The organism is Desulfuromonas sp. DDH964, from assembly GCF_001611275.1.
Classification (GTDB): Bacteria; Desulfobacterota; Desulfuromonadia; order Desulfuromonadales; family DDH964; genus DDH964.
The window spans coordinates 3,836,187-3,853,598 of record NZ_CP015080.1; the positions used below are offsets into that span (position 1 = coordinate 3,836,187).

Genomic DNA, 17,412 nt, shown 5'->3' on the forward strand with positions numbered 1-17,412 from the left:
TTCATGCGCAACAACATCGTACACATCGGCGCCGGCGAACTAACCTACGAGATCAGGGCGATTGTCGATATCGCTGACAAGCTCAAGGCCCTCGGCATAAAGACCAACATGGAGAACATCGGCGACCCGGTCGCCAAGGGGGAGAAGATCCCGGCCTGGATGAAGAAGATCGTCGCCGACCTGGCGATGAAGGACTGCTCCTACGGCTACTGCCCAACCCGGGGGGTGCTGGAGACCAGGCAGTTCCTCGCAAACCTTGTCAATACCCGGGGGAAAACCCAGATCACCCCTGACGACATCCTCTTTTTCAACGGCCTCGGCGATGCCATCCAGAAGGTCTACGGCTTTCTGCGCCGCGAGGCTCGGGTCATCGGTCCTTCGCCAACCTACTCGACCCACTCCTCCGGGGAAGCCGCCCATGCTGGCCAAAAGCCGGTCTCTTACCGGCTTGACCCCGACAACAACTGGTTTCCGGACCTCGATGACCTGCGCCTCTCGATCAAGTACAACCCGGCGATTTCCGGCATCCTGATCATCAACCCTGACAATCCGACCGGCGCGGTCTACCCGGAACGGATTCTGCGGGAGATGATCGCCATCGCCAAAGAATTCGATCTCTTCATCATTGCCGACGAGATCTACCACAATATCGTTTATAACGGCCAGTCAACCAAGCCGATTTCCGACCTGATCGAGGACGTGCCGGCCATTGCCATGAAGGGGATCAGCAAGGAAGCCCCGTGGCCGGGTGCCCGCTGCGGCTGGATCGAGGTCTACAATGCTGACAAGGACCCGGTCTTCAAGCAGTACACCCAGAGCATTCTCAACTCGAAGATGGTCGAAGTCTGCTCGACTACCCTGCCGCAGAAAGCGATCCCCGCCCTGCTCAGTCACCCCGAGTACCCGAAGTACCTCGAAGAGCGCAAGGCCCGCTACGAGCGCTGCTCCAACGTCGCCTACGACCTGCTGAAAAACGTCCCCGGCATCAAGGTCAACCGCACCAACGGCGCCTTCTACATGTCGGTCGCCTTCAAGGAGGGCGCCCTCACCCAGAAGCAGTCCCTCCCCATCGAGATCAAGGAGGTGAGGGACCTGGTCGAAGGACTGGTCGCCCAGCCCGGCTGCTCCCTGGACAAGCGCTTCGTTTATTACCTGCTCGCCGCGACCGGCATCTGCGTTGTCCCGCTCTCTTCATTCTGCACCCTGGAGCAGGGGTTCCGCGTAACCCTGCTGGAACGCGACGAGAAGGAGTTCGCCAAGATCTTTGCGACCCTGGCCGCAAGCATCAAGGCCTACCTGCAGTCCTGAATCGCATTGCGCGCCGCCGGTTCCGACAGCGGGCCGGCGGCCCATTTCGCTACCGGCCTCCGGGGCGCGTGAGACAGCAAGCCCATGAGTACCCTGGCCAAAGCCAACCTCGACACGCCGGTTGCCTCCGTTGCCGATCTCGTCGCTTTTCTCGCACGGGGAGCGCGACCTCCCCACGACTGGGGAATCGGTACCGAGGTCGAAAAACTGGTCCTCGATCGCGAGACCGGAGAAGCCGCCGACTACAGCCGGGTCGAACTGTTGCTGGGGACACTGGAAGCCGAGGGGGGCTGGCGACCGATCCGCGAAAACGGCCATCTCATCGCCCTTTTCGGGCCTCATTCGTCGATCACCCTGGAACCGGGTGGCCAGCTGGAGCTTTCCGGCCGACTCTGTGAAGATCTCCATTGCAGCTACGGTGATTTTGCCAACCACCTTGCCGCCGTCGTCGACAAGGCCCGGGCCCTCGGGCTCTGCTTTTTTGGCCTTGGCGTGCAGCCCTTTACTCCCACCGCACAGATCCCCTGGGTTCCCAAGGCCCGCTACGCCATCATGGCCCCCTACATGGCCCGGACTGGCGACATGGGGCAGCGGATGATGAAGCAGACCGCCGGGATCCAGGTTAACCTCGACTACCAGGACGAAGCCGATTGCATCACCAAGTTACGGATTGGCCTCGCCGTAGCGCCCCTCTTCTATGCCCTCTTCGCCAATTCGCCCCTGCTCGATGGTCGGCCGAGCGGGGTGCTCTCCACCCGCGGCGAAATCTGGTCGCGCACCGATCCCGACCGGACCGGGCTGCTACCGGCGATCTTTACCGAGGGGGCCGGTTACCACACCTATGTCGAGTACGCCCTCGACGTTCCGATGTATTTCATCCAGCGTCAGGAGCGCTTTCTCGACCTGACCAGGGAACGGTTTACCTTTCGCCGCTTCCTCGCCGAGGGCTTCGGTCCGCACCGGGCAACCCTCGCCGACTGGGACCTGCACCTGTCAACTCTTTTCCCCGAGGCGCGGCTGCGTCCCCAGATCGAACTGCGCTCTGCCGATACCTTGCCGGCACGCCTGACCCTCGCTGTTTCCGCCCTCGCCAAGGGGCTCTTCTACGACCGTTCGGCACGGGAGGAGATCTGGTCCATCTTTTCGGCCCTTGACGCTGCCGGCCGCGACCAGCTGACTCGCGATGCCTGGCGGCGCGGGCTCAAGGCCGAGCACCAGGGCCGCAGCCTGCAGCAGATTGCCATCGAGGCACTGGCCATTGCCCGCCGCTCCCTGCAGCGGCAGGCGGCCGCCGCCCGGCACGGGCAGGATGAGGCGCACTTTCTCGATGGCATCGAGGAGATCGCCGCCAGCGGCGTGACTCTTGCCGAGCGTCTTCTTGCGGACTGGCGCGGCTCCCGCGAGGAGAAGCTTCAGGCGCTTTGCCGGCACTGTGGTTTCGGCTGTTCCGGAGAACCGGTCATGTAAACCCGACTGTGCTTTCGCACAGTCGGCAGGCGTCCATTCGCCCCTGAGTTTTTACGCATCGCCACGTAGCAACGTCCAAGGGCAGCTCGTATACTCAATTCCAGCTGCGGCTCGTTGTGGCAGGCGAGCCGTTGCTACCTCCTTGATTTACCGCACTCTGCAAGACCACCACCGGGCCGGTTCGGGGACAGCCTCCCCCTGAACCGGCCCGACCCTTTTCTCGTGAAACTACCTCTCCGCGGGGATATATCCCTCAACCTGCCTCAAGGGTGCCAAGCGTCCTTTTATGGGATGGGGCCAGACGATGGCAGAGGACCGGCCATCGACCTCCAGGCCCAGTTCGGGGGGCGTAGCAAACCTCATTGCCCAGGTTAATGGAGACCGTTACTCCAGGTCCGGGTTTCATTTACCCTCTTGCGTTGCATCACCTGCTTCGGCTAAGGTAGAAAACCATCTACCTTTCGGCGTGCCATGTTGAATTGTGTCCTCAAAAAATCAACCCTGACCCTCCTGCTCCTCGCGGTCTGGGCCGTGGGGGCGAGCCTGACGACCGGGCCGGCCCCCTGGCAGGAACCGAACCTCTTTGCCTTCGATTGTTGCCGGGTCTCCCCCCTGCACCGGGTGGTGGCGACTTTCAGCGACCGCACCCAGCCCCAGGTTCACTCCGGCAGCGCACCCTGCTGCGACCTCCCGCTCGGGCCGGAGAGCCTGCTCACCTCTTACCCGCGCCCCGACTCTCAACTTCCGGACAGTCCCGGTCAATTTTCCGCGACCCTTCACGGCCGCCGTCACTACCTCTTTGCCGCCAGCAATCCGGGGTTTGTCCCCCATACGGCGCCGATCGAAAACCCTGCCCTCACCCTCCTCGAAACCGTTGTCCTCCTGAATTGAATTTTCCTGGACCAGGCCCCGTTGCCGGACCCTGTTAACTGTTTTGCCCTCGCCGGGAAACTCCTTCGGTGACGGCTTTCTTTCCGTTAAGCCACGATTCGGGAGTGTCATCACTTGAGTAGCAAAAAAACCAACATCATTGACGCCATCTGGGATTTTTTCTGTTCCCTGAAGCTGACCATCGCCACCCTGATCCTGCTCGCCATCACCTCGATCATCGGCACCGTGGTGCAGCAGGGGAAATCGCCGCAGGAGTATCTGCAGGAGTACAGCGAGACCACCTACCGGGTGCTGAGCGCGCTCAACTTCACCGACATGTACCACTCCTGGTGGTTCCTCGGCCTGCTCGAAATTTTTGCCCTCAACCTCATCGCCTGCTCGATCAAGCGCTTTCCCAAGGTCTGGAAGACGGTCCACGAACCGGTCCTGGCCCCCGCCGAAAGCTTTTACCGCACCCTGCCCAACAGCGAAGAGGTGGTGGTCAAGGGAGAGGGGATCGAGGCGCTGCGCGAGCGCGCCGCCGCCCTGCTCGGCAAGGCTTTCGCCACCCCGGTGGTCACCGCCGGGGAAGAGGGGGAGGTTCACCTCTTTGCGCAAAAAATGCCCTGGGCCCGCTTCGGGGTCTACGTCACCCACCTCTCGATCATCATCATCTTTGTCGGCGCCATCATCGGCTCGCTCTGGGGCTACAAGGCCTTCGTCAACATCGTCGAAGGGACCGCCACCGACAAGGTCTGGGCGCGAGGGGCGAGCGAACCGATCGACCTCGGCTTCCAGGTGCGCTGCGACGACTTTTCGGTCTCCTTCTACGGCGGCGGCGGGGGCGGCCGGCCCAAGGAGTTCAAGAGCGTGCTGACGGTCATCGACGGCGGCAAGACCGTGGTCGACCAGCGGCCGATCATCGTCAACGACCCGCTCACCTACAAGGGGATCACCTTTTACCAGTCGAGCTACGGGCCGACCGGCGAGCCGACCATCAAGCTGCGGGTCAAGGTCCGCGCCAGCGGCGAGGTGAAGGAGCTCGCCGGGCGCCAGGGGCAGCGGCTGATGTTGCCCGGCGGCGGCAGCGTGCGGGTCGTCGACTCGACCGAGGCGTTCCAGGATTTCGGCCCGGCGGCGCGCATCGAAGTGACTCCGCCCCAGGGCGAGGCCCGCTCCTTCGTCGTCCTCAAGGCGTTTCCCGAGTTCGACGCCCAGCGCGGCGGCGACTACATCTTCAGCCTGCTCGACATGGAGCAGCGCTACTACACCGGGCTGCAGGTCGCCAAGGACCCGGGGGTGTGGGTAGTCTGGCTCGGCTGCGCGATGCTGGTGCTCGGCTCGATGACCGCCTTCTTCCTCTCCCATCGGCGCATCTGGGTCACCCTGCTCCCCCTCGCCGGCGGCAAGGTCGGGGTCAAGATCGGCGGCAGCGCCCATCGCAACCAGCCGGCCTTCGAGATCTTCTTTGACGACCTCAAGAAGCAGTTTCGCGACGAACTCAAGTAGTTTTTAAACGTCCTTAAGGAGGACCTAGCGCTATGACCAGTACAATGCTCTTCAATCTTGTCACCATCGGCTACTTCTCGGCGATGATTCTGTTTCTGCTCTACCTCGTCACCCACAACAAAACCATCGCCCTGCTCGGCAACATCCTCGCCTATCTCGGCTTTGCGGTGCAGACCGCGGCGATCGGGCTACGCTGGTACGAGTCCTACGCCCTGCTCGGCGACGCCGGCCGGGCACCGTTGTCAAACCTCTACGAGTCGGTGGTCTTCTTCACCTGGACCATCTTGCTGATCTACATCCTCGTCGACCTGAAGTACAAGCAGCGGGCGATCGGCGCCTTTGTCGTCCCCTTCGCCTTTCTCGGCATGACCTGGGCGCAGCTCGGCCTCAACGACGCCATCGACCCGCTGGTGCCGGCGCTGCAGAGCAACTGGCTGACCTACCACGTCATCACCTGCTTTCTCGGCTACGCCGCCTTCGCGGTCGCCTGCGGGGTGTCGATCATGTACCTGATCAAGGTCGGCAAGGAAGGGGGGAGCGGCGATGCGCCGGCCGGGGGCATCCTCGCCCTCTTCCCGAGCGCCAAGGTCCTCGACGACATCAACTACAAGGCGATCATGATCGGCTTTCCGCTCCTGTCGCTGGGGATCATCACCGGCGCAGCCTGGGCCAACTACGCCTGGGGGACCTATTGGAGCTGGGACCCGAAGGAGACCTGGAGCCTGATCGTCTGGTTCATCTACGCTGCCTTTTTGCACGCCCGCTTCACCCGCGGCTGGGTCGGCAAGCGCGCCGCCTGGCTGTCGGTGATCGGTTTTGCCGCCACCATCTTCTGCTACCTCGGCGTCAACCTCGTCCTCTCCGGCCTCCACTCCTACGGCGGCGGCTGAGACTCTCCTCTACCAACGCAAACGGGCCGGTCTCCCTTGGGAGACCGGCCCGTTGCATTTTCCGCCGCCCGGATTCAGCTCCCGGCCACCAGCCCCTTCAGCTCGGCCAGGAGTTCTGCGACCAGGTCGTAACCCTGCTGCCAGAAGCCGGGGCCGGCAAGGTCGATACCGAAGGGGCGCAGCAGCTCCGCCGGCGGGGCGCTGCCGCCGGCCCGCAGCAGGTCGAGGTAACGGGGGACAAAAGCCGCCCCCTCCTCCTGGTAACGCCGGTACAGGGCCAGCACCAGCAGCTCACCAAAAACGTAGCTGTAGCAGTAAAAGCGGGCGTGGATAAAGTGGCTGATGTAGCTCCAGCCCCAGCGGTAGGAGGGAATCATCTCAACGCTGTCACCGAACAGTTTGGCATTCTCCTCCCACCACAGGGTGCACAAATCCTCACTGCTCAGCTGCCCCTCGCCGCGACGCCGGTGGGCGGCCAGCTCGAAGCGGGTCAGAACCTCCTGGCGGAAGGTGGTGGCGATGATGTCCTCGAGCTGGGCGCAGAGGAGGGCGATGCGGGTGTCGCGATCGCCATCCCGTTCGAGCAGATGGCGGGTCAGCAGCATTTCTCCGAAGACGCTGGCGGTCTCGGCGAAGGGGAGGGGCGCATGGTAGTGAAAGAGGTTCTGCTTTGCGGCCAACGCATAATGTACGCCGTGCCCGAGCTCATGGGCCAGGGTGGCGACGTCCCGGGGACGCCCAGTGTAGTTGAGCAGAACATAGGCGGGCGTCCCCGGCGCAACCCCCATGCAGAAGGCGCCGCCCCCCTTTCCCGGCCGTGGCAGCGCATCGATGCGCTGCTCGGTGAAAAAGCGTCCGGCCACCTCGGCCATCTCCGGGGAGAATCGGGCGAAGGCCCCCAGGACCAACTCCCTGGCCTCTGCAAAGGGGATGGTCCGGCTCTGCCGGGAAAGGGGCGCGTAGAGGTCACTATTCTTCAATCGGTCCAGACCGAGCAATTGCCGCTTGAGGTCAAAGTAGTCGCGGGCGAGGCCGTAATTGGCCGCGGTAACCTCGGAGAGGCGCGCCACCACTTCCGGCTCCGTTTCATTGGCGAGCAGAGTCGGCGTCATCAGGTCGGGATAACCGCGCAGCTCCGCCTCGCGCCCATGATCGAGCAAAATGTTGTTGAAACAGGCGTTCAGGACCAGTTTCTGCTGCGCATGGCCATCGAGAAAGGTGGCAAAGGCCGCCTCGCGGATTCCGCCCTCCGGATGGTAGAGGAGACCGAGGAGCTCCTCCCCGGTCACCTCCCGCACCCCCTCTTCGCCCGGCATCTGGAAGGGGAAGACGAGACTGGCACTCAGCTCGTCGAAGAGCTGCACGAACCCTTCGCGGCCGGAGAGATCCTTGCGCTTGAGGACCTGCTCGACCTCCTCGCTCAGGGTGTAGGGGGCGGCGACTCGCAACCGCTCGAGGAAGTGGCCGTAGGGAGCAATCGCCGGCTCCTGCAGCAGGGCAGTAAATCTCTCGGCGGGAATCTGCAGGACTTCCAGCTCAAAAAAGAGGGTCCGCTCGCTCACTGTCGCATAGGTTTCCCGGGCCCGCGCCAACAGGGCGCCGTGCGCCGGTACCCGGCTGTCGGCGGCGAACAGGAGCTGGGCGTAGGCATAGGGTTGCAGAATCGCTCGTTGCAGAGCTTCGTAACGTACCAGGGCCGCCGCCAAGAAATCGCCATCAGCCCCGGCGACCTTGCCGCGGAAATCGCTTCGAAATTGCTCGGCGCTGGCGGCTGCCCGCGCCAGGTCCGCCGCCCAGGCCGGGTCGGTCGCTGAGGCATAAAGGGCGCCAAGGTCCCATTGGGTATCACTCATCGGGTCATCTCCCTGCAATCGATTTTGCCAGCTACCATAAGCCCCGCCCCGACCCGATGTCAATTCCGGGAGGAGGGGCCGGCCATTGACAGGAGCAGCCACCCGGGGTTAACCTCGCTGGCTGGAAGTTACCCTCCCTGGAGGATAGTTCATGAAACGTCACGTGTCGCCCGGTCCTTTGCCGGCGCAACTACCACGCTATCTGGTACAGACCGGTTTTCTCCTCTTCTACCTCTGGCTCGGCTGGCGCTTTGCCGGCTGGGTCGATCGCCTCGCTGCCGGAGCCAGTCCCGGCTACCCGCGCCCGGCCGGGGTCGACGGCTTCCTGCCGATCAGCGGCCTCGCCGGCTTGCGCTACTGGCTGCAAAGCGGCGAACTCTTCCCGGTCCACCCGGCGGCGGTGCTGATCCTGGTCGCCGCCCTGCTGACCGGGCTGCTACTGAAGCGCGGCTTCTGCTCCTGGGTCTGCCCGGTCTTCCCCCTCTCGGAAGGTCTCTGGCGCCTTGGTCAGCGCCTCTTCGGCCGCAATTTTGCGCCCCCCTTCTGGCTCGACCTGCCGCTGCGCAGTCTTAAATACCTCATTCTCGGCTTCTTCCTGGTGCAGATCTTCGGGCAGATGCCGCTACCCCAGCTGCGTGCCTTTCTCGGTTCCGGCTATCACATCATTGTCGATGTCCGCATGCTTGAGTTCTTCCGCCATCCGTCCCAACTGCTGATCATTGTTCTCCTCGCTCTGGCTCTGCTCTGCCTGCTGGTGCAGATGGCCTGGTGCCGCTACCTCTGCCCCTACGGCGCCCTGCTCGGTCTGGTTTCCCTCCTCTCCCTCGGCAAAATCAACCGGTCGGAAGATCTCTGCAGCCGCTGCGGCCTCTGTTCGGCCCGCTGTCCGGCCTGGCTACCGGTGCGGGAGAAGAAGGTGGTCCGCTCGGCGGAGTGCTATGCCTGCTTTCGCTGCGTCCATAACTGCCCCGATCGGGGCGCGCTCACCTTTCGCCTCGCCAGGCGGCAGGTGATCCCGTCCTGGGTTTTCGCGCTTCTGATCGTCGGCCTCTTCCTCGCTACCAGCGGCCTCGGTCGTCTCTCCAACCATTGGGAGGGGCAGGTCCCGGAGCAAACGATCATGCGCCTGCTGCAATCCCGTTAATTCTGCTTCAATAGCCCCAACAGCAAGAGCCCGGCAATAGTTTGCCGGGCTCTTGCTGTTGGGGTATCCATCTGCAGGTTTCAGGGAAGCTCGTAGATGACGAGCGTTGAACGCGCCGTCCCCGGGTTGAGGGCCGTGCCATGGTTGAAAATCACCGAGGTGATCACTTCGTTCTTGCCGTCATTGTCGACATCCGCGTAAAAAAATCCGGTCAGCGAACCACCCTGGGGTGCCGTGTGCCATGCTTCCTGCAGACTGCGGCCATTCCAGCGGTAGGCGGTCAGGAAACTGCTGGTAAATTCCCGGTACTTGAAGATTCGGGTCGAGCCTTCGTTGAAGGGGACCATGACCAGGCCATCGGGGGTCGCCGCGACCCGCGCCTTCAGGTACTCATAGACCAGATCCATATCCCGCGGATTGGCGCTTCGCTGCTTGTAGTAGGACTCGGTGCCACCGACAACATCGCTGTTCTCCCACAACTGGCTGCCGTCGGCCGCATAAACCTGCAGCTTCTCGTTGATATCGAGCAGTACATAGACGGGCTGCCCGGTTGCCGCATTCGTAATCGCGAAACCCTGGGCAGACGCCTTGTCGGTCGGTGCGGGGAATTCAGCTCCCCGCTCGACTCTGCCATCCTTCTTAACAAAACGGTAGAGGGCCCCGGAATAGGTGCGATCCGCCTTTCCCGGGCGCTGTCCCACCAGAATACGGCCCTCCCCCGGCACGTCGATGCCACCGAGAATATAGGAAATTCCGGTCTGCCTGACGCGCAGGGCGCCATCAACAAATTCGGCATACAGGGAGGAGATCGTCTCGGCGTCACTCCCGGGGTCGCGCTCGGCTGCGGTCAGGTACAGCTCGTCGCGGCCATCCTTATCCAGGTCGACCGCATCGATGGTCAACAGTCTGTATTTTCCGACATCGAGAAATCCAGCGCCCTGGTACTGGCCATTGCTAAACTGGCCAAGGAGAACCTTATCGGTAAAGGCGGTGGCGACCTGGATACTGCCACTCCCGTCAAAATTCCCCGCCGCGACTCCGATCATCAACCCGGGCATGTCCGGGCCGTACCAGATACCATCCTCTCCCGTTTTCCGGGCCTGAATCACCCCGGCATCGGGTGCCGGCGGCGGCGCCTGGATGATCGCCGGGTTAGCCGTGACAGCAGGCGGTGCAGGGCTGGCAGGGACGGGACGGGGCGCAGCCATCGACCGGCCGCTCAGCTCTGCGTTGGGATAAAAATTGATCGGCTGATACTGGCTGTCCCGCAATCCCAGCCCCTGGGCATTGAGGATGAATACGACCCCCTTGAGGTCCGGAACCGGGCCCGGGGTTTCCGGTTTCTGCTGCTGCGCCAAACCGTAGGGCTGCCATTCGAGGTCGGGCAGGTCGGCCTTGAGTTGGGTGTAGAGACTCTCTCCCGTCCCGGTGTAGTCCCAGAAGGTGGCCGGAATCCCGGTATAAGAACGGATCGGATCCCCCTTGACCAGGGCGCCGCCACCGGGGAGCGCCGTCGCATAGGAATAACCCGACTTGACCCGGGTTACGCGCAGCACCGCCTTGACAGTGTCGAGGCTGCCGATCACTTCCTTGGTAACCGGATGAATGATCTTTTCCCCGGGCTGCATGACACTCACCAGGTCGCCGACCCGGATCCCCTTGCTGGCATCGAGGTCAATGAGGAATTCGCTCCCCAGCGGCATTACCACGACTCCGGCCCGGGGGGCCAGATCCCTGGTGACCTGGCTGACATCCGCGGCAAAGAGGGACGGTGCGACGGCGAAGACGAGGAGGACAGCAAGAAGTATGCTTCTTTTCCTGAGCAGGAGGTGCATAGGAACTCCTTGGGGAGGGTGGTTGGATCCGGCAGTAGTCAGGAGAAACCCGTTCGGGGAAAGGACCTCTCCTGGCCACTCTCGGCTCAACGTATTCTGCATGAAAAAAGCCCCGGAGGCAAGCCTCCGGGGCCGGGTACTGCCGGTTATCAGCTTAGTAGCCGACGTTGATCATGAAAACGGTTTTCCAGATGTCGTCCGGGGTGCTGGTGAGGTTGCGACCGTAAGCGGTCTGCCAGTAGTCGCCGAGCATGGCATAGGCGCCATTGAGGCTGACGTCGACCTTTTCAGCAACCTTGGTACCGACGCGCAGGGCCGCTTCAAAGCCCATCTGGTCGTCCTGGCCAGCGGCGGTCTCGTTGGCCATGAAGTAGCCGAGACCGAGTTTGGCGTAAACCGGGCCCATGTTGGCATTCGCCTGGGCGGTGAGGCCGAGGAGACCAACGCCATCCAGGGTAGCAGCTTCCGTTGCAAGGCGGCCACCGGTGCCGTTGTTGTAGTAGGCGTCGGTGAGGAAGATCATCAGGTTCTCGCCAGTAAAGTCGTAGTTGCCGCCGAGGTTGGGAATCCAGGCTTCGCTGTCATTGTCATTTTTATCGCTGTCGCCGCTCAGGTAGATGACGCGGCCGCCGAGCCCAAATTCGCCAACTTTGGCCTTGGCAGCAACGGTGGCGGCAAGACCGGAAAGGTCACTTCCATTATTGCCATCCTGGGAGCCAAAGGCATAGAGGAGGAAACCGTTGATACCGACCTCGCCAACCTTGGCATCAGCCTTGGCGCCGAGGATATAGAGCTGGTAGGGGCCAGCAAAGGTGCCATCAAGGAGATGGCTGTCGCCAGCGCCAGCAGCGGCAGCGGCGCCAACGGAGCTGTTGTTCAGATAAATGAAGTCGGCGCCGATTTTAGCCACACCGGCATTGACGTCCAGCTGAGCATTGTAAAGGTCGACGTCGTCGGTGACGTTCTTGGCGCCTTCGCTCGGCTTGGAGTAGACCAGGGCGAGGTTGACGGCGTCGGAGAACTTCATGCCGACGTTGATCGCCGACCAGTCGTCAGCCAGGATCAGGCCCTGGTAACGGCCACCGAGGCCCTGCAGACCGGTGCGGACACTGAAGATGCTGTTGGGGACCTTGAAGTCGAGGTAGGCGTTCTTGACTTCAACAGCGACACGGTCGCCGCCGGGGCCGCCGTCCTTGCCGGCGTCGCCGAAGGAGCTGTCGATCTCGGTGTAGACGGTCAGGGTCACATAGTCGTTGAGCTTGTTGTCGATCTTGGCGCGGATGCGCTGGTCGATGAAGGTCTGGGCCGCCGGGTCAACAGCACCCTGGCCGTTGAAGGTGACCGAGGAGTCATCGCTGTTGGTGGCGATGCCCTGCAGACGATAGTAACCGCCGACCTTGAATTCGGCCAGCGCCGGAGTCGCCACGGCGACGGCCAGCAGTACAACGAGAAAACTCTTCAGATACTTGCTCACGTTTGCCTCCTGAATAAAAATGTTGAACGATGATTGGCTCCCGCTGGAGCCGCCTTTGGCCTCGACAATGAGGAGTCAGGATACTTTAATTGGTCGCAGGAACTTCAAACTCATACCCACAGGCGGGGCACTTGACACGGGTCGCCTCCTTTTTGCCCATACCGGCGCAAGCAGTGAGGGAGAGAGCCAGCATTGTCATCAAAACAAGAGTGACCAGTTTCCTCATCCGTTCACCTCCTTTCCCTGAGTGACTTTACATTACGGGTCGGTTATTGAACCAGTGAGTCTTTGGTCTGTTTCAAAACGACCTTTTATAATTACAACTATAGTGCCAACTTCCGGACCGGCAGCATTCTTTTATTAAGATGTAACTGGTCGAAATTACATGTCTTTTAATTTGTAACCAGGAGCAATCACAATATCTGTCGCTACCCTGTGTCGCCCCTGCATCGTACTGTTGCTTTTGCGCCACGCTTTTTCGGGAGGAAAGAATCGGGGAACGTCAATTCACTCCGACTTCAACCTGCGAACAATTACGAAACGCAATTTCACATCCCCGAAAGTCTAGGCGACCCCTGCGTCCTGTCAAGAGGGGAGAGCATTTTGTCGCTAGTTGCCGGTTGGCAGCGCCGCCAGGGCCGCCTTCAGCTCGCTGGCCGGCATCAGGTTGCCATCGCGGCGGACCTTGAAGTCACGGTCGATGAGAATCGTGCGCGGGATGACAAAGACACTGTAGGCCTTATAGACCGAACCGTCGTCGAGCAGCGCCACATGGGAGATCGGGTAAGGCAGTTCCTTGAGGTAGTCTTCCACCATCTGGGGGGAATCCTGGATGAAGACCTCGACCACCTCCACCTGGTACTGCTTGAGGTCATCAGCGACCGCGAGTATTTCCTGGGACTGCTGGCGGCAGGTCGGGCACCAGGTCGTCGCCAGCTTGAGCAGAATCGGTTTACCCTTGAATTCGGAAAGCCGCACGGTCCGGCCGTCCAGCGTCTGGAGAGAAAAATCGGGGGCGAGGGCACCCGTTTCGACGGCAACCGCCGGCAGGGCCGAGCAGACCAAAACGAGCATCAGAAGTGGCACCAAACGTCTCATCATGAACCACCTCCGGGAAACCGGACCCTGCCGACTGCAAGCGCTGGCCGGTTCCCCCTTGTTGCAGCTGTAATCGACCAAAAAAGAGGGACGTTCTAAAATTTAAAACAACGGTACATAAAAATAAAACGCCCTGTCAAGCCAAAAAAAACTAATGCTTTCCCCTTTTTTCATCACTCGACATTGTAAGCCGAAGTGTGAGGGAAGGACGAGTAGCGGGTCAGAAATCAGTGAGGGGCCGCCTCGCAGAGTTCGGTCAGCACGCCACCGCTCGCTTTCGGGTGCAAAAAGGCAATGCGCGTGCCGTGAGCCCCGCGGCGCGGGACCTCATCGACCAAGCGCACCCCCTGCTCTTTCAAGCGGGCGAGGGCCGCGGCGAGGTCCTCCACCTGGTAGGCGAGGTGGTGAATCCCTTCGCCGTTCTTTTCCAGAAAGCGGGCCACCGGGGAATCCTCGGCGGTCGGCTCCAGCAGTTCAATGCGGCTCTCTCCCACTGCCAGAAACGCCACCCGTACCTTCTGCTCGGCGACTTCTTCAGTCCCTTCGAATTTCATCCCGAGAATATCCCGGTAAAAGGGGAGACTGGCTTCGAGACTTTTAACGGCGATGCCGATGTGATTGATCTTACCGGTCAAGGGTGCCTCCATTTAATAAATTTTGGCGCAGGTTGCTACCGCGCCTGCCCTGAGAAAATTCCCCGTCGCATCCGCCCTTTCAGCGACCGCGCTTGAAAACCTCCAGCAAGCGCCGGGATGCGGCCGAAGGGGTGGTGACGCCACTGGCGACCGCTTCCTGGATCGGCCCGACCAGGGACTCGACCTGGGGATCCCGCAGGAAAAGATCCTTGAGGTCATTCATCAGCAGGGTCCACATCCAGTCGGTGGCCTGCAATTGGCGTTTGCGGATCAGTTCACCGCTTTTCTCCCAGGCTTTGCGGCAAGCCAGCACCGCCTGCCAGACTTCCGCGATCCCCTCGCCCCGCAAAGCGCTGCAGAGGAGCACCGGGATTTGCCAGTTGGCGCTCTTCGGCTTGAGCAGGTGAAGCGCATTCAGATATTGCCGGGCAGCAAGTTCGGCCCGGGGTCGGTTCTCCCCCTCGGCCTTGTTGATGACGATGGCATCGGCAATCTCCATGACCCCCTTCTTGATCCCCTGCAGCTCGTCGCCTGCTCCCGGAAGCTGCAGCAAGAGGAAAAAGTCGACCATCGAGGCAACGGTAATCTCCGACTGCCCGACCCCCACCGTTTCAACGATGATCACGTCATAGCCGGCGGCCTCGCAAAGGAGCATCGTTTCCCGGGTCTTGCGCGCCACCCCGCCGAGGGTATCGCCGGAAGGGGACGGCCGGATAAAGGCGCGGGGATCGCGGGAAAGTTCCTCCATGCGGGTCTTGTCGCCGAGGATGCTGCCACCGGAAAGCTGGGAAGTCGGATCGACCGCCAGGACCGCAACCTTGTGGCCGGCCCAGGTCAGATGAAGGCCGAGGGCCTCGATGAAGGTACTCTTGCCAACCCCGGGGACGCCGGAGATGCCGAGACGGATGGCGCCGCCGGAGGCGGGGAGCAGTTCGTCGAGCAGGGTGGTGGCCACCAGGGAATGGTCGAGGTTGCGACTCTCGATCAGGGTGATCGCCTTGGCCAGGGCACGCAGTTGGCCCGCCTTGACTCCGGCTACGATGTCGTGAAGCTTGGTCACGCGTACCGACCTCTGGAAAAAACCGGGGCAGGCCCGCGGGCCTGCCCCTCTGATTCACGGTTACTTGCGGGCCTGTTTCTCCTCGATGGCATCGAGGGTCTCCCCGGCCGAGGTGACGATCGGCGTCCCCGGGCCGAAGATGCGCGCCGCCCCCGAGGCATAGAGCGCCTCGTAATCCTGGCGCGGGATGACCCCGCCGCAAACGATGGCGATATCCTCGGCGCCCAGCGCTTTCAGGGCTGCGGCGAGCTGCGGGACCAGGGTCTTGTGCCCCGCCGCCAGGCTGGAAACGCCGACCACGTGAACGTCATTCTCCACCGCCATCCGTGCCGCCTCTTCGGGGGTCTGGAAGAGGGGGCCGACATCGACATCGAAGCCGACATCAGCATAGGCGGTTGCCACCACCTTGGCGCCGCGATCATGGCCGTCCTGCCCCATCTTGGCGATGAGGATGCGCGGCCGGCGGCCATCCTTGGCGGCAAAGGCCTCGACCCGCTGCTTCAGCGCGGCAAAATCCTGATCTTCACCCACAATCGATCCGTATGCTCCCGATACGAGCCTGATTTCCGCCCGGTGGCGGCCAAAAACCTTTTCCATGGCGTCGGAAATTTCGCCGACCGAGGCGCGTTTGCGGGCGGCGTCGATACAAAGGCCAAGCAGGTTGGCCTCCTTATTCTCACACGCGGCAGTGATGGCAGCAAGCGCCTTTTGACAGGCAGCCTCGTCACGCCCCTTACGCAGCTGGGCAAGGCGGGCGACCTGGGCCTCGCGCACCGCGGTATTGTCGATGTCGAGAACTTCGATCGGATCTTCCTTGGCGAGCCGGTATTTATTGACGCCGACAATGACATCCCGCCCGGAATCGATGGCGGCCTGCTTCTTGGCGGCGGACTCCTCGATGCGCAGCTTGGGCATTCCCGACTCGATCGCCTTGGTCATGCCGCCGAGGCCTTCGATTTCATCGAGGATTTTCTGCGCCTCATCGATCAGCGCCTTGGTCAGCGACTCGACGTAATAGGAACCGCCGAGGGGGTCGACGACCTTGGTGACCCCGGACTCTTCCTGAATGATCAGCTGGGTATTGCGGGCGATGCGCGCCGAGTGATCGGTGGGGAGCGCGATCGCTTCGTCGAGGGCGTTGGTGTGCAGCGACTGGGTGCCACCGAGGACCGCGGCCAGGGCTTCGAGGGTGGTACGAATGACGTTGTTGTAGGGATCCTGTTCGGTCAGGCTCCAGCCGGAGGTCTGGCAATGGGTGCGCAGCATCAGCGACTTGGGGTTTTTCGGGTTGAACTGCTCGATCAGCCGGGTCCAGAGGTAGCGCGCGGCCCGCAGCTTGGCCGCCTCCATGAAGAAGTTCATGCCGATGGCGAAGAAGAAGGAGAGGCGGGGCGCAAAGGCGTCGATGTCGAGGCCCCTGGCGAGCGCGGCCCGCACATACTCGAGGCCGTCGGCGAGAGTGAAGGCGAGCTCCAGGGCATTGTTGGCGCCGGCCTCCTGGATATGATAGCCGGAGATGGAGATTGAATTGAAACGCGGCATCTGCTCGCTGGTGTAGGCGATGATATCGGAGATGATCCGCATCGACGGTTCCGGCGGATAGATATAGGTATTGCGGACCATGAACTCCTTGAGGATGTCGTTCTGGATCGTCCCCGCCAGCTGGTCCTGGGCGACCCCCTGCTCCTCGGCGGCGACGATGTACATCGCCAGGATCGGCAGCACCGCGCCGTTCATGGTCATCGAGACCGAGACCTTGTCGAGGGGGATGGAGTCGAAGAGAATCTTCATATCGAGGATCGAATCGATGGCAACCCCGGCCTTGCCGACGTCACCGACAACCCGCGGATGGTCCGAATCATACCCGCGGTGGGTCGCCAGGTCGAAGGCGACGGAGAGTCCCTGCTGGCCCGCGGCGAGGTTGCGCTTGTAGAAGGCATTCGATTCCTCGGCGGTGGAGAAACCGGCGTATTGACGGACCGTCCAGGGGCGACCGGCATACATCGAAGCCATCGGCCCGCGCACAAAGGGGGGAAAGCCGGGGAGGGTGTCGGCGGTCGCCATCCCCTCGGTATCGCGCCGGGTATAAAGCGGCTTGACCCGGATCCCTTCCGGGGTCTCCCAGTCGAGCCGGGAGAGGTCCTCACTCTTGATCTCTTTCTTGACCGCGGCTTCCCAATCGGCCGTGGTGCGGGGCTTGGTTTCACTCATGGCAAGATCCTTGGGCAACGGGATGTCAGAATACCGGGGGCCGCAATGCGCCGGGCAG

At 62.1% G+C, this 17,412-nt stretch carries 13 protein-coding genes; 6 read left to right on the forward strand and 7 right to left on the reverse strand.

Going from position 1 to position 17,412, the window contains the following annotated elements; translation table 11 throughout:
* Window positions 1-3 precede the first annotated feature (3 nt).
* The 5 genes from DBW_RS17495 (at window position 4) to ccsB (ending at window position 6,044) form a co-directional block, all read left to right on the forward strand.
* Window positions 4-1,308: a pyridoxal phosphate-dependent aminotransferase gene (locus DBW_RS17495; RefSeq protein ID WP_066729401.1), complete on the forward strand. Its 1,305-nt coding sequence runs from the start codon at window positions 4-6 to the stop codon at window positions 1,306-1,308.
* A gap of 84 nt (window positions 1,309-1,392) precedes the next feature.
* On the forward strand, window positions 1,393-2,775 hold the full coding sequence (locus DBW_RS17500; protein WP_066729403.1) for a glutamate--cysteine ligase: 1,383 nt from the start codon (window positions 1,393-1,395) through the stop codon (window positions 2,773-2,775).
* Window positions 2,776-3,246: 471 nt separating this feature from the next.
* Entirely contained in the window at window positions 3,247-3,666 is a 420-nt protein-coding gene (locus DBW_RS17505) for a hypothetical protein (RefSeq protein WP_066729405.1), read from the forward strand.
* A gap of 114 nt (window positions 3,667-3,780) precedes the next feature.
* Window positions 3,781-5,154 (forward strand): cytochrome c biogenesis protein ResB, encoded by a 1,374-nt coding sequence (gene resB, locus DBW_RS17510; RefSeq protein WP_066729407.1) that lies wholly within the window; start codon window positions 3,781-3,783, stop codon window positions 5,152-5,154.
* A gap of 32 nt (window positions 5,155-5,186) precedes the next feature.
* The gene (ccsB, locus tag DBW_RS17515; protein ID WP_066729409.1) at window positions 5,187-6,044 is read left to right on the forward strand and encodes a c-type cytochrome biogenesis protein CcsB; all 858 of its coding nucleotides are present in this window, start codon (window positions 5,187-5,189) and stop codon (window positions 6,042-6,044) included.
* Window positions 6,045-6,118: 74 nt separating this feature from the next.
* Here the strand turns inward: ccsB and DBW_RS17520 are convergent, their stop codons facing one another.
* Window positions 6,119-7,897 carry a M3 family oligoendopeptidase gene (locus tag DBW_RS17520; protein WP_066729411.1) on the reverse strand — a complete coding sequence of 593 codons (1,779 nt, stop codon included), beginning with the start codon at window positions 7,895-7,897 and terminating at the stop codon, window positions 6,119-6,121.
* Between the two features lie 151 nt (window positions 7,898-8,048).
* On the opposite strand from DBW_RS17520, the gene DBW_RS17525 reads away from it, so the two are divergent.
* The gene (locus DBW_RS17525; protein WP_066729413.1) at window positions 8,049-9,041 is read left to right on the forward strand and encodes a 4Fe-4S binding protein; all 993 of its coding nucleotides are present in this window, start codon (window positions 8,049-8,051) and stop codon (window positions 9,039-9,041) included.
* A gap of 80 nt (window positions 9,042-9,121) precedes the next feature.
* Here DBW_RS17525 and DBW_RS17530 read toward each other — a convergent pair whose 3' ends face one another.
* The 6 genes from DBW_RS17530 to scpA form a co-directional block, all read right to left on the reverse strand.
* Complete coding sequence (locus tag DBW_RS17530; RefSeq protein ID WP_066729415.1) at window positions 9,122-10,876, reverse strand: hypothetical protein; 1,755 nt, start codon at window positions 10,874-10,876, stop codon at window positions 9,122-9,124.
* A gap of 154 nt (window positions 10,877-11,030) precedes the next feature.
* Complete coding sequence (locus DBW_RS17535) at window positions 11,031-12,350, reverse strand: hypothetical protein (protein ID WP_066729416.1); 1,320 nt, start codon at window positions 12,348-12,350, stop codon at window positions 11,031-11,033.
* Between the two features lie 609 nt (window positions 12,351-12,959).
* Window positions 12,960-13,451: a peroxiredoxin family protein gene (locus tag DBW_RS17540; protein ID WP_066729417.1), complete on the reverse strand. Its 492-nt coding sequence runs from the start codon at window positions 13,449-13,451 to the stop codon at window positions 12,960-12,962.
* A gap of 224 nt (window positions 13,452-13,675) precedes the next feature.
* Complete coding sequence (gene mce, locus DBW_RS17545) at window positions 13,676-14,083, reverse strand: methylmalonyl-CoA epimerase (RefSeq protein ID WP_157471934.1); 408 nt, start codon at window positions 14,081-14,083, stop codon at window positions 13,676-13,678.
* A gap of 79 nt (window positions 14,084-14,162) precedes the next feature.
* Window positions 14,163-15,143 carry a methylmalonyl Co-A mutase-associated GTPase MeaB gene (meaB, locus tag DBW_RS17550; RefSeq protein ID WP_066729420.1) on the reverse strand — a complete coding sequence of 327 codons (981 nt, stop codon included), beginning with the start codon at window positions 15,141-15,143 and terminating at the stop codon, window positions 14,163-14,165.
* Between the two features lie 60 nt (window positions 15,144-15,203).
* Window positions 15,204-17,354, reverse strand: a complete 2,151-nt coding sequence (gene scpA, locus DBW_RS17555; protein ID WP_066729422.1) for a methylmalonyl-CoA mutase — start codon at window positions 17,352-17,354, stop codon at window positions 15,204-15,206.
* Between the last annotated feature and the right edge of the window lie 58 nt (window positions 17,355-17,412).

Bases quoted from the DNA above. Each gene is read 5' to 3' on its own strand.
- DBW_RS17495 (WP_066729401.1), top strand. From the start codon at position 4: ATGCGCAACAACATCGTACACATCGGCGCCGGCGAACTAACCTACGAG.
- DBW_RS17500 (WP_066729403.1), top strand. From the start codon at position 1,393: ATGAGTACCCTGGCCAAAGCCAACCTCGACACGCCGGTTGCCTCCGTT.
- DBW_RS17505 (WP_066729405.1), top strand. From the start codon at position 3,247: ATGTTGAATTGTGTCCTCAAAAAATCAACCCTGACCCTCCTGCTCCTC.
- ccsB (WP_066729409.1), top strand. From the start codon at position 5,187: ATGACCAGTACAATGCTCTTCAATCTTGTCACCATCGGCTACTTCTCG.
- DBW_RS17520 (WP_066729411.1), bottom strand. From the start codon at position 7,897: ATGAGTGATACCCAATGGGACCTTGGCGCCCTTTATGCCTCAGCGACC.
- DBW_RS17525 (WP_066729413.1), top strand. From the start codon at position 8,049: ATGAAACGTCACGTGTCGCCCGGTCCTTTGCCGGCGCAACTACCACGC.
- DBW_RS17530 (WP_066729415.1), bottom strand. From the start codon at position 10,876: ATGCACCTCCTGCTCAGGAAAAGAAGCATACTTCTTGCTGTCCTCCTC.
- DBW_RS17540 (WP_066729417.1), bottom strand. From the start codon at position 13,451: ATGATGAGACGTTTGGTGCCACTTCTGATGCTCGTTTTGGTCTGCTCG.
- scpA (WP_066729422.1), bottom strand. From the start codon at position 17,354: ATGAGTGAAACCAAGCCCCGCACCACGGCCGATTGGGAAGCCGCGGTC.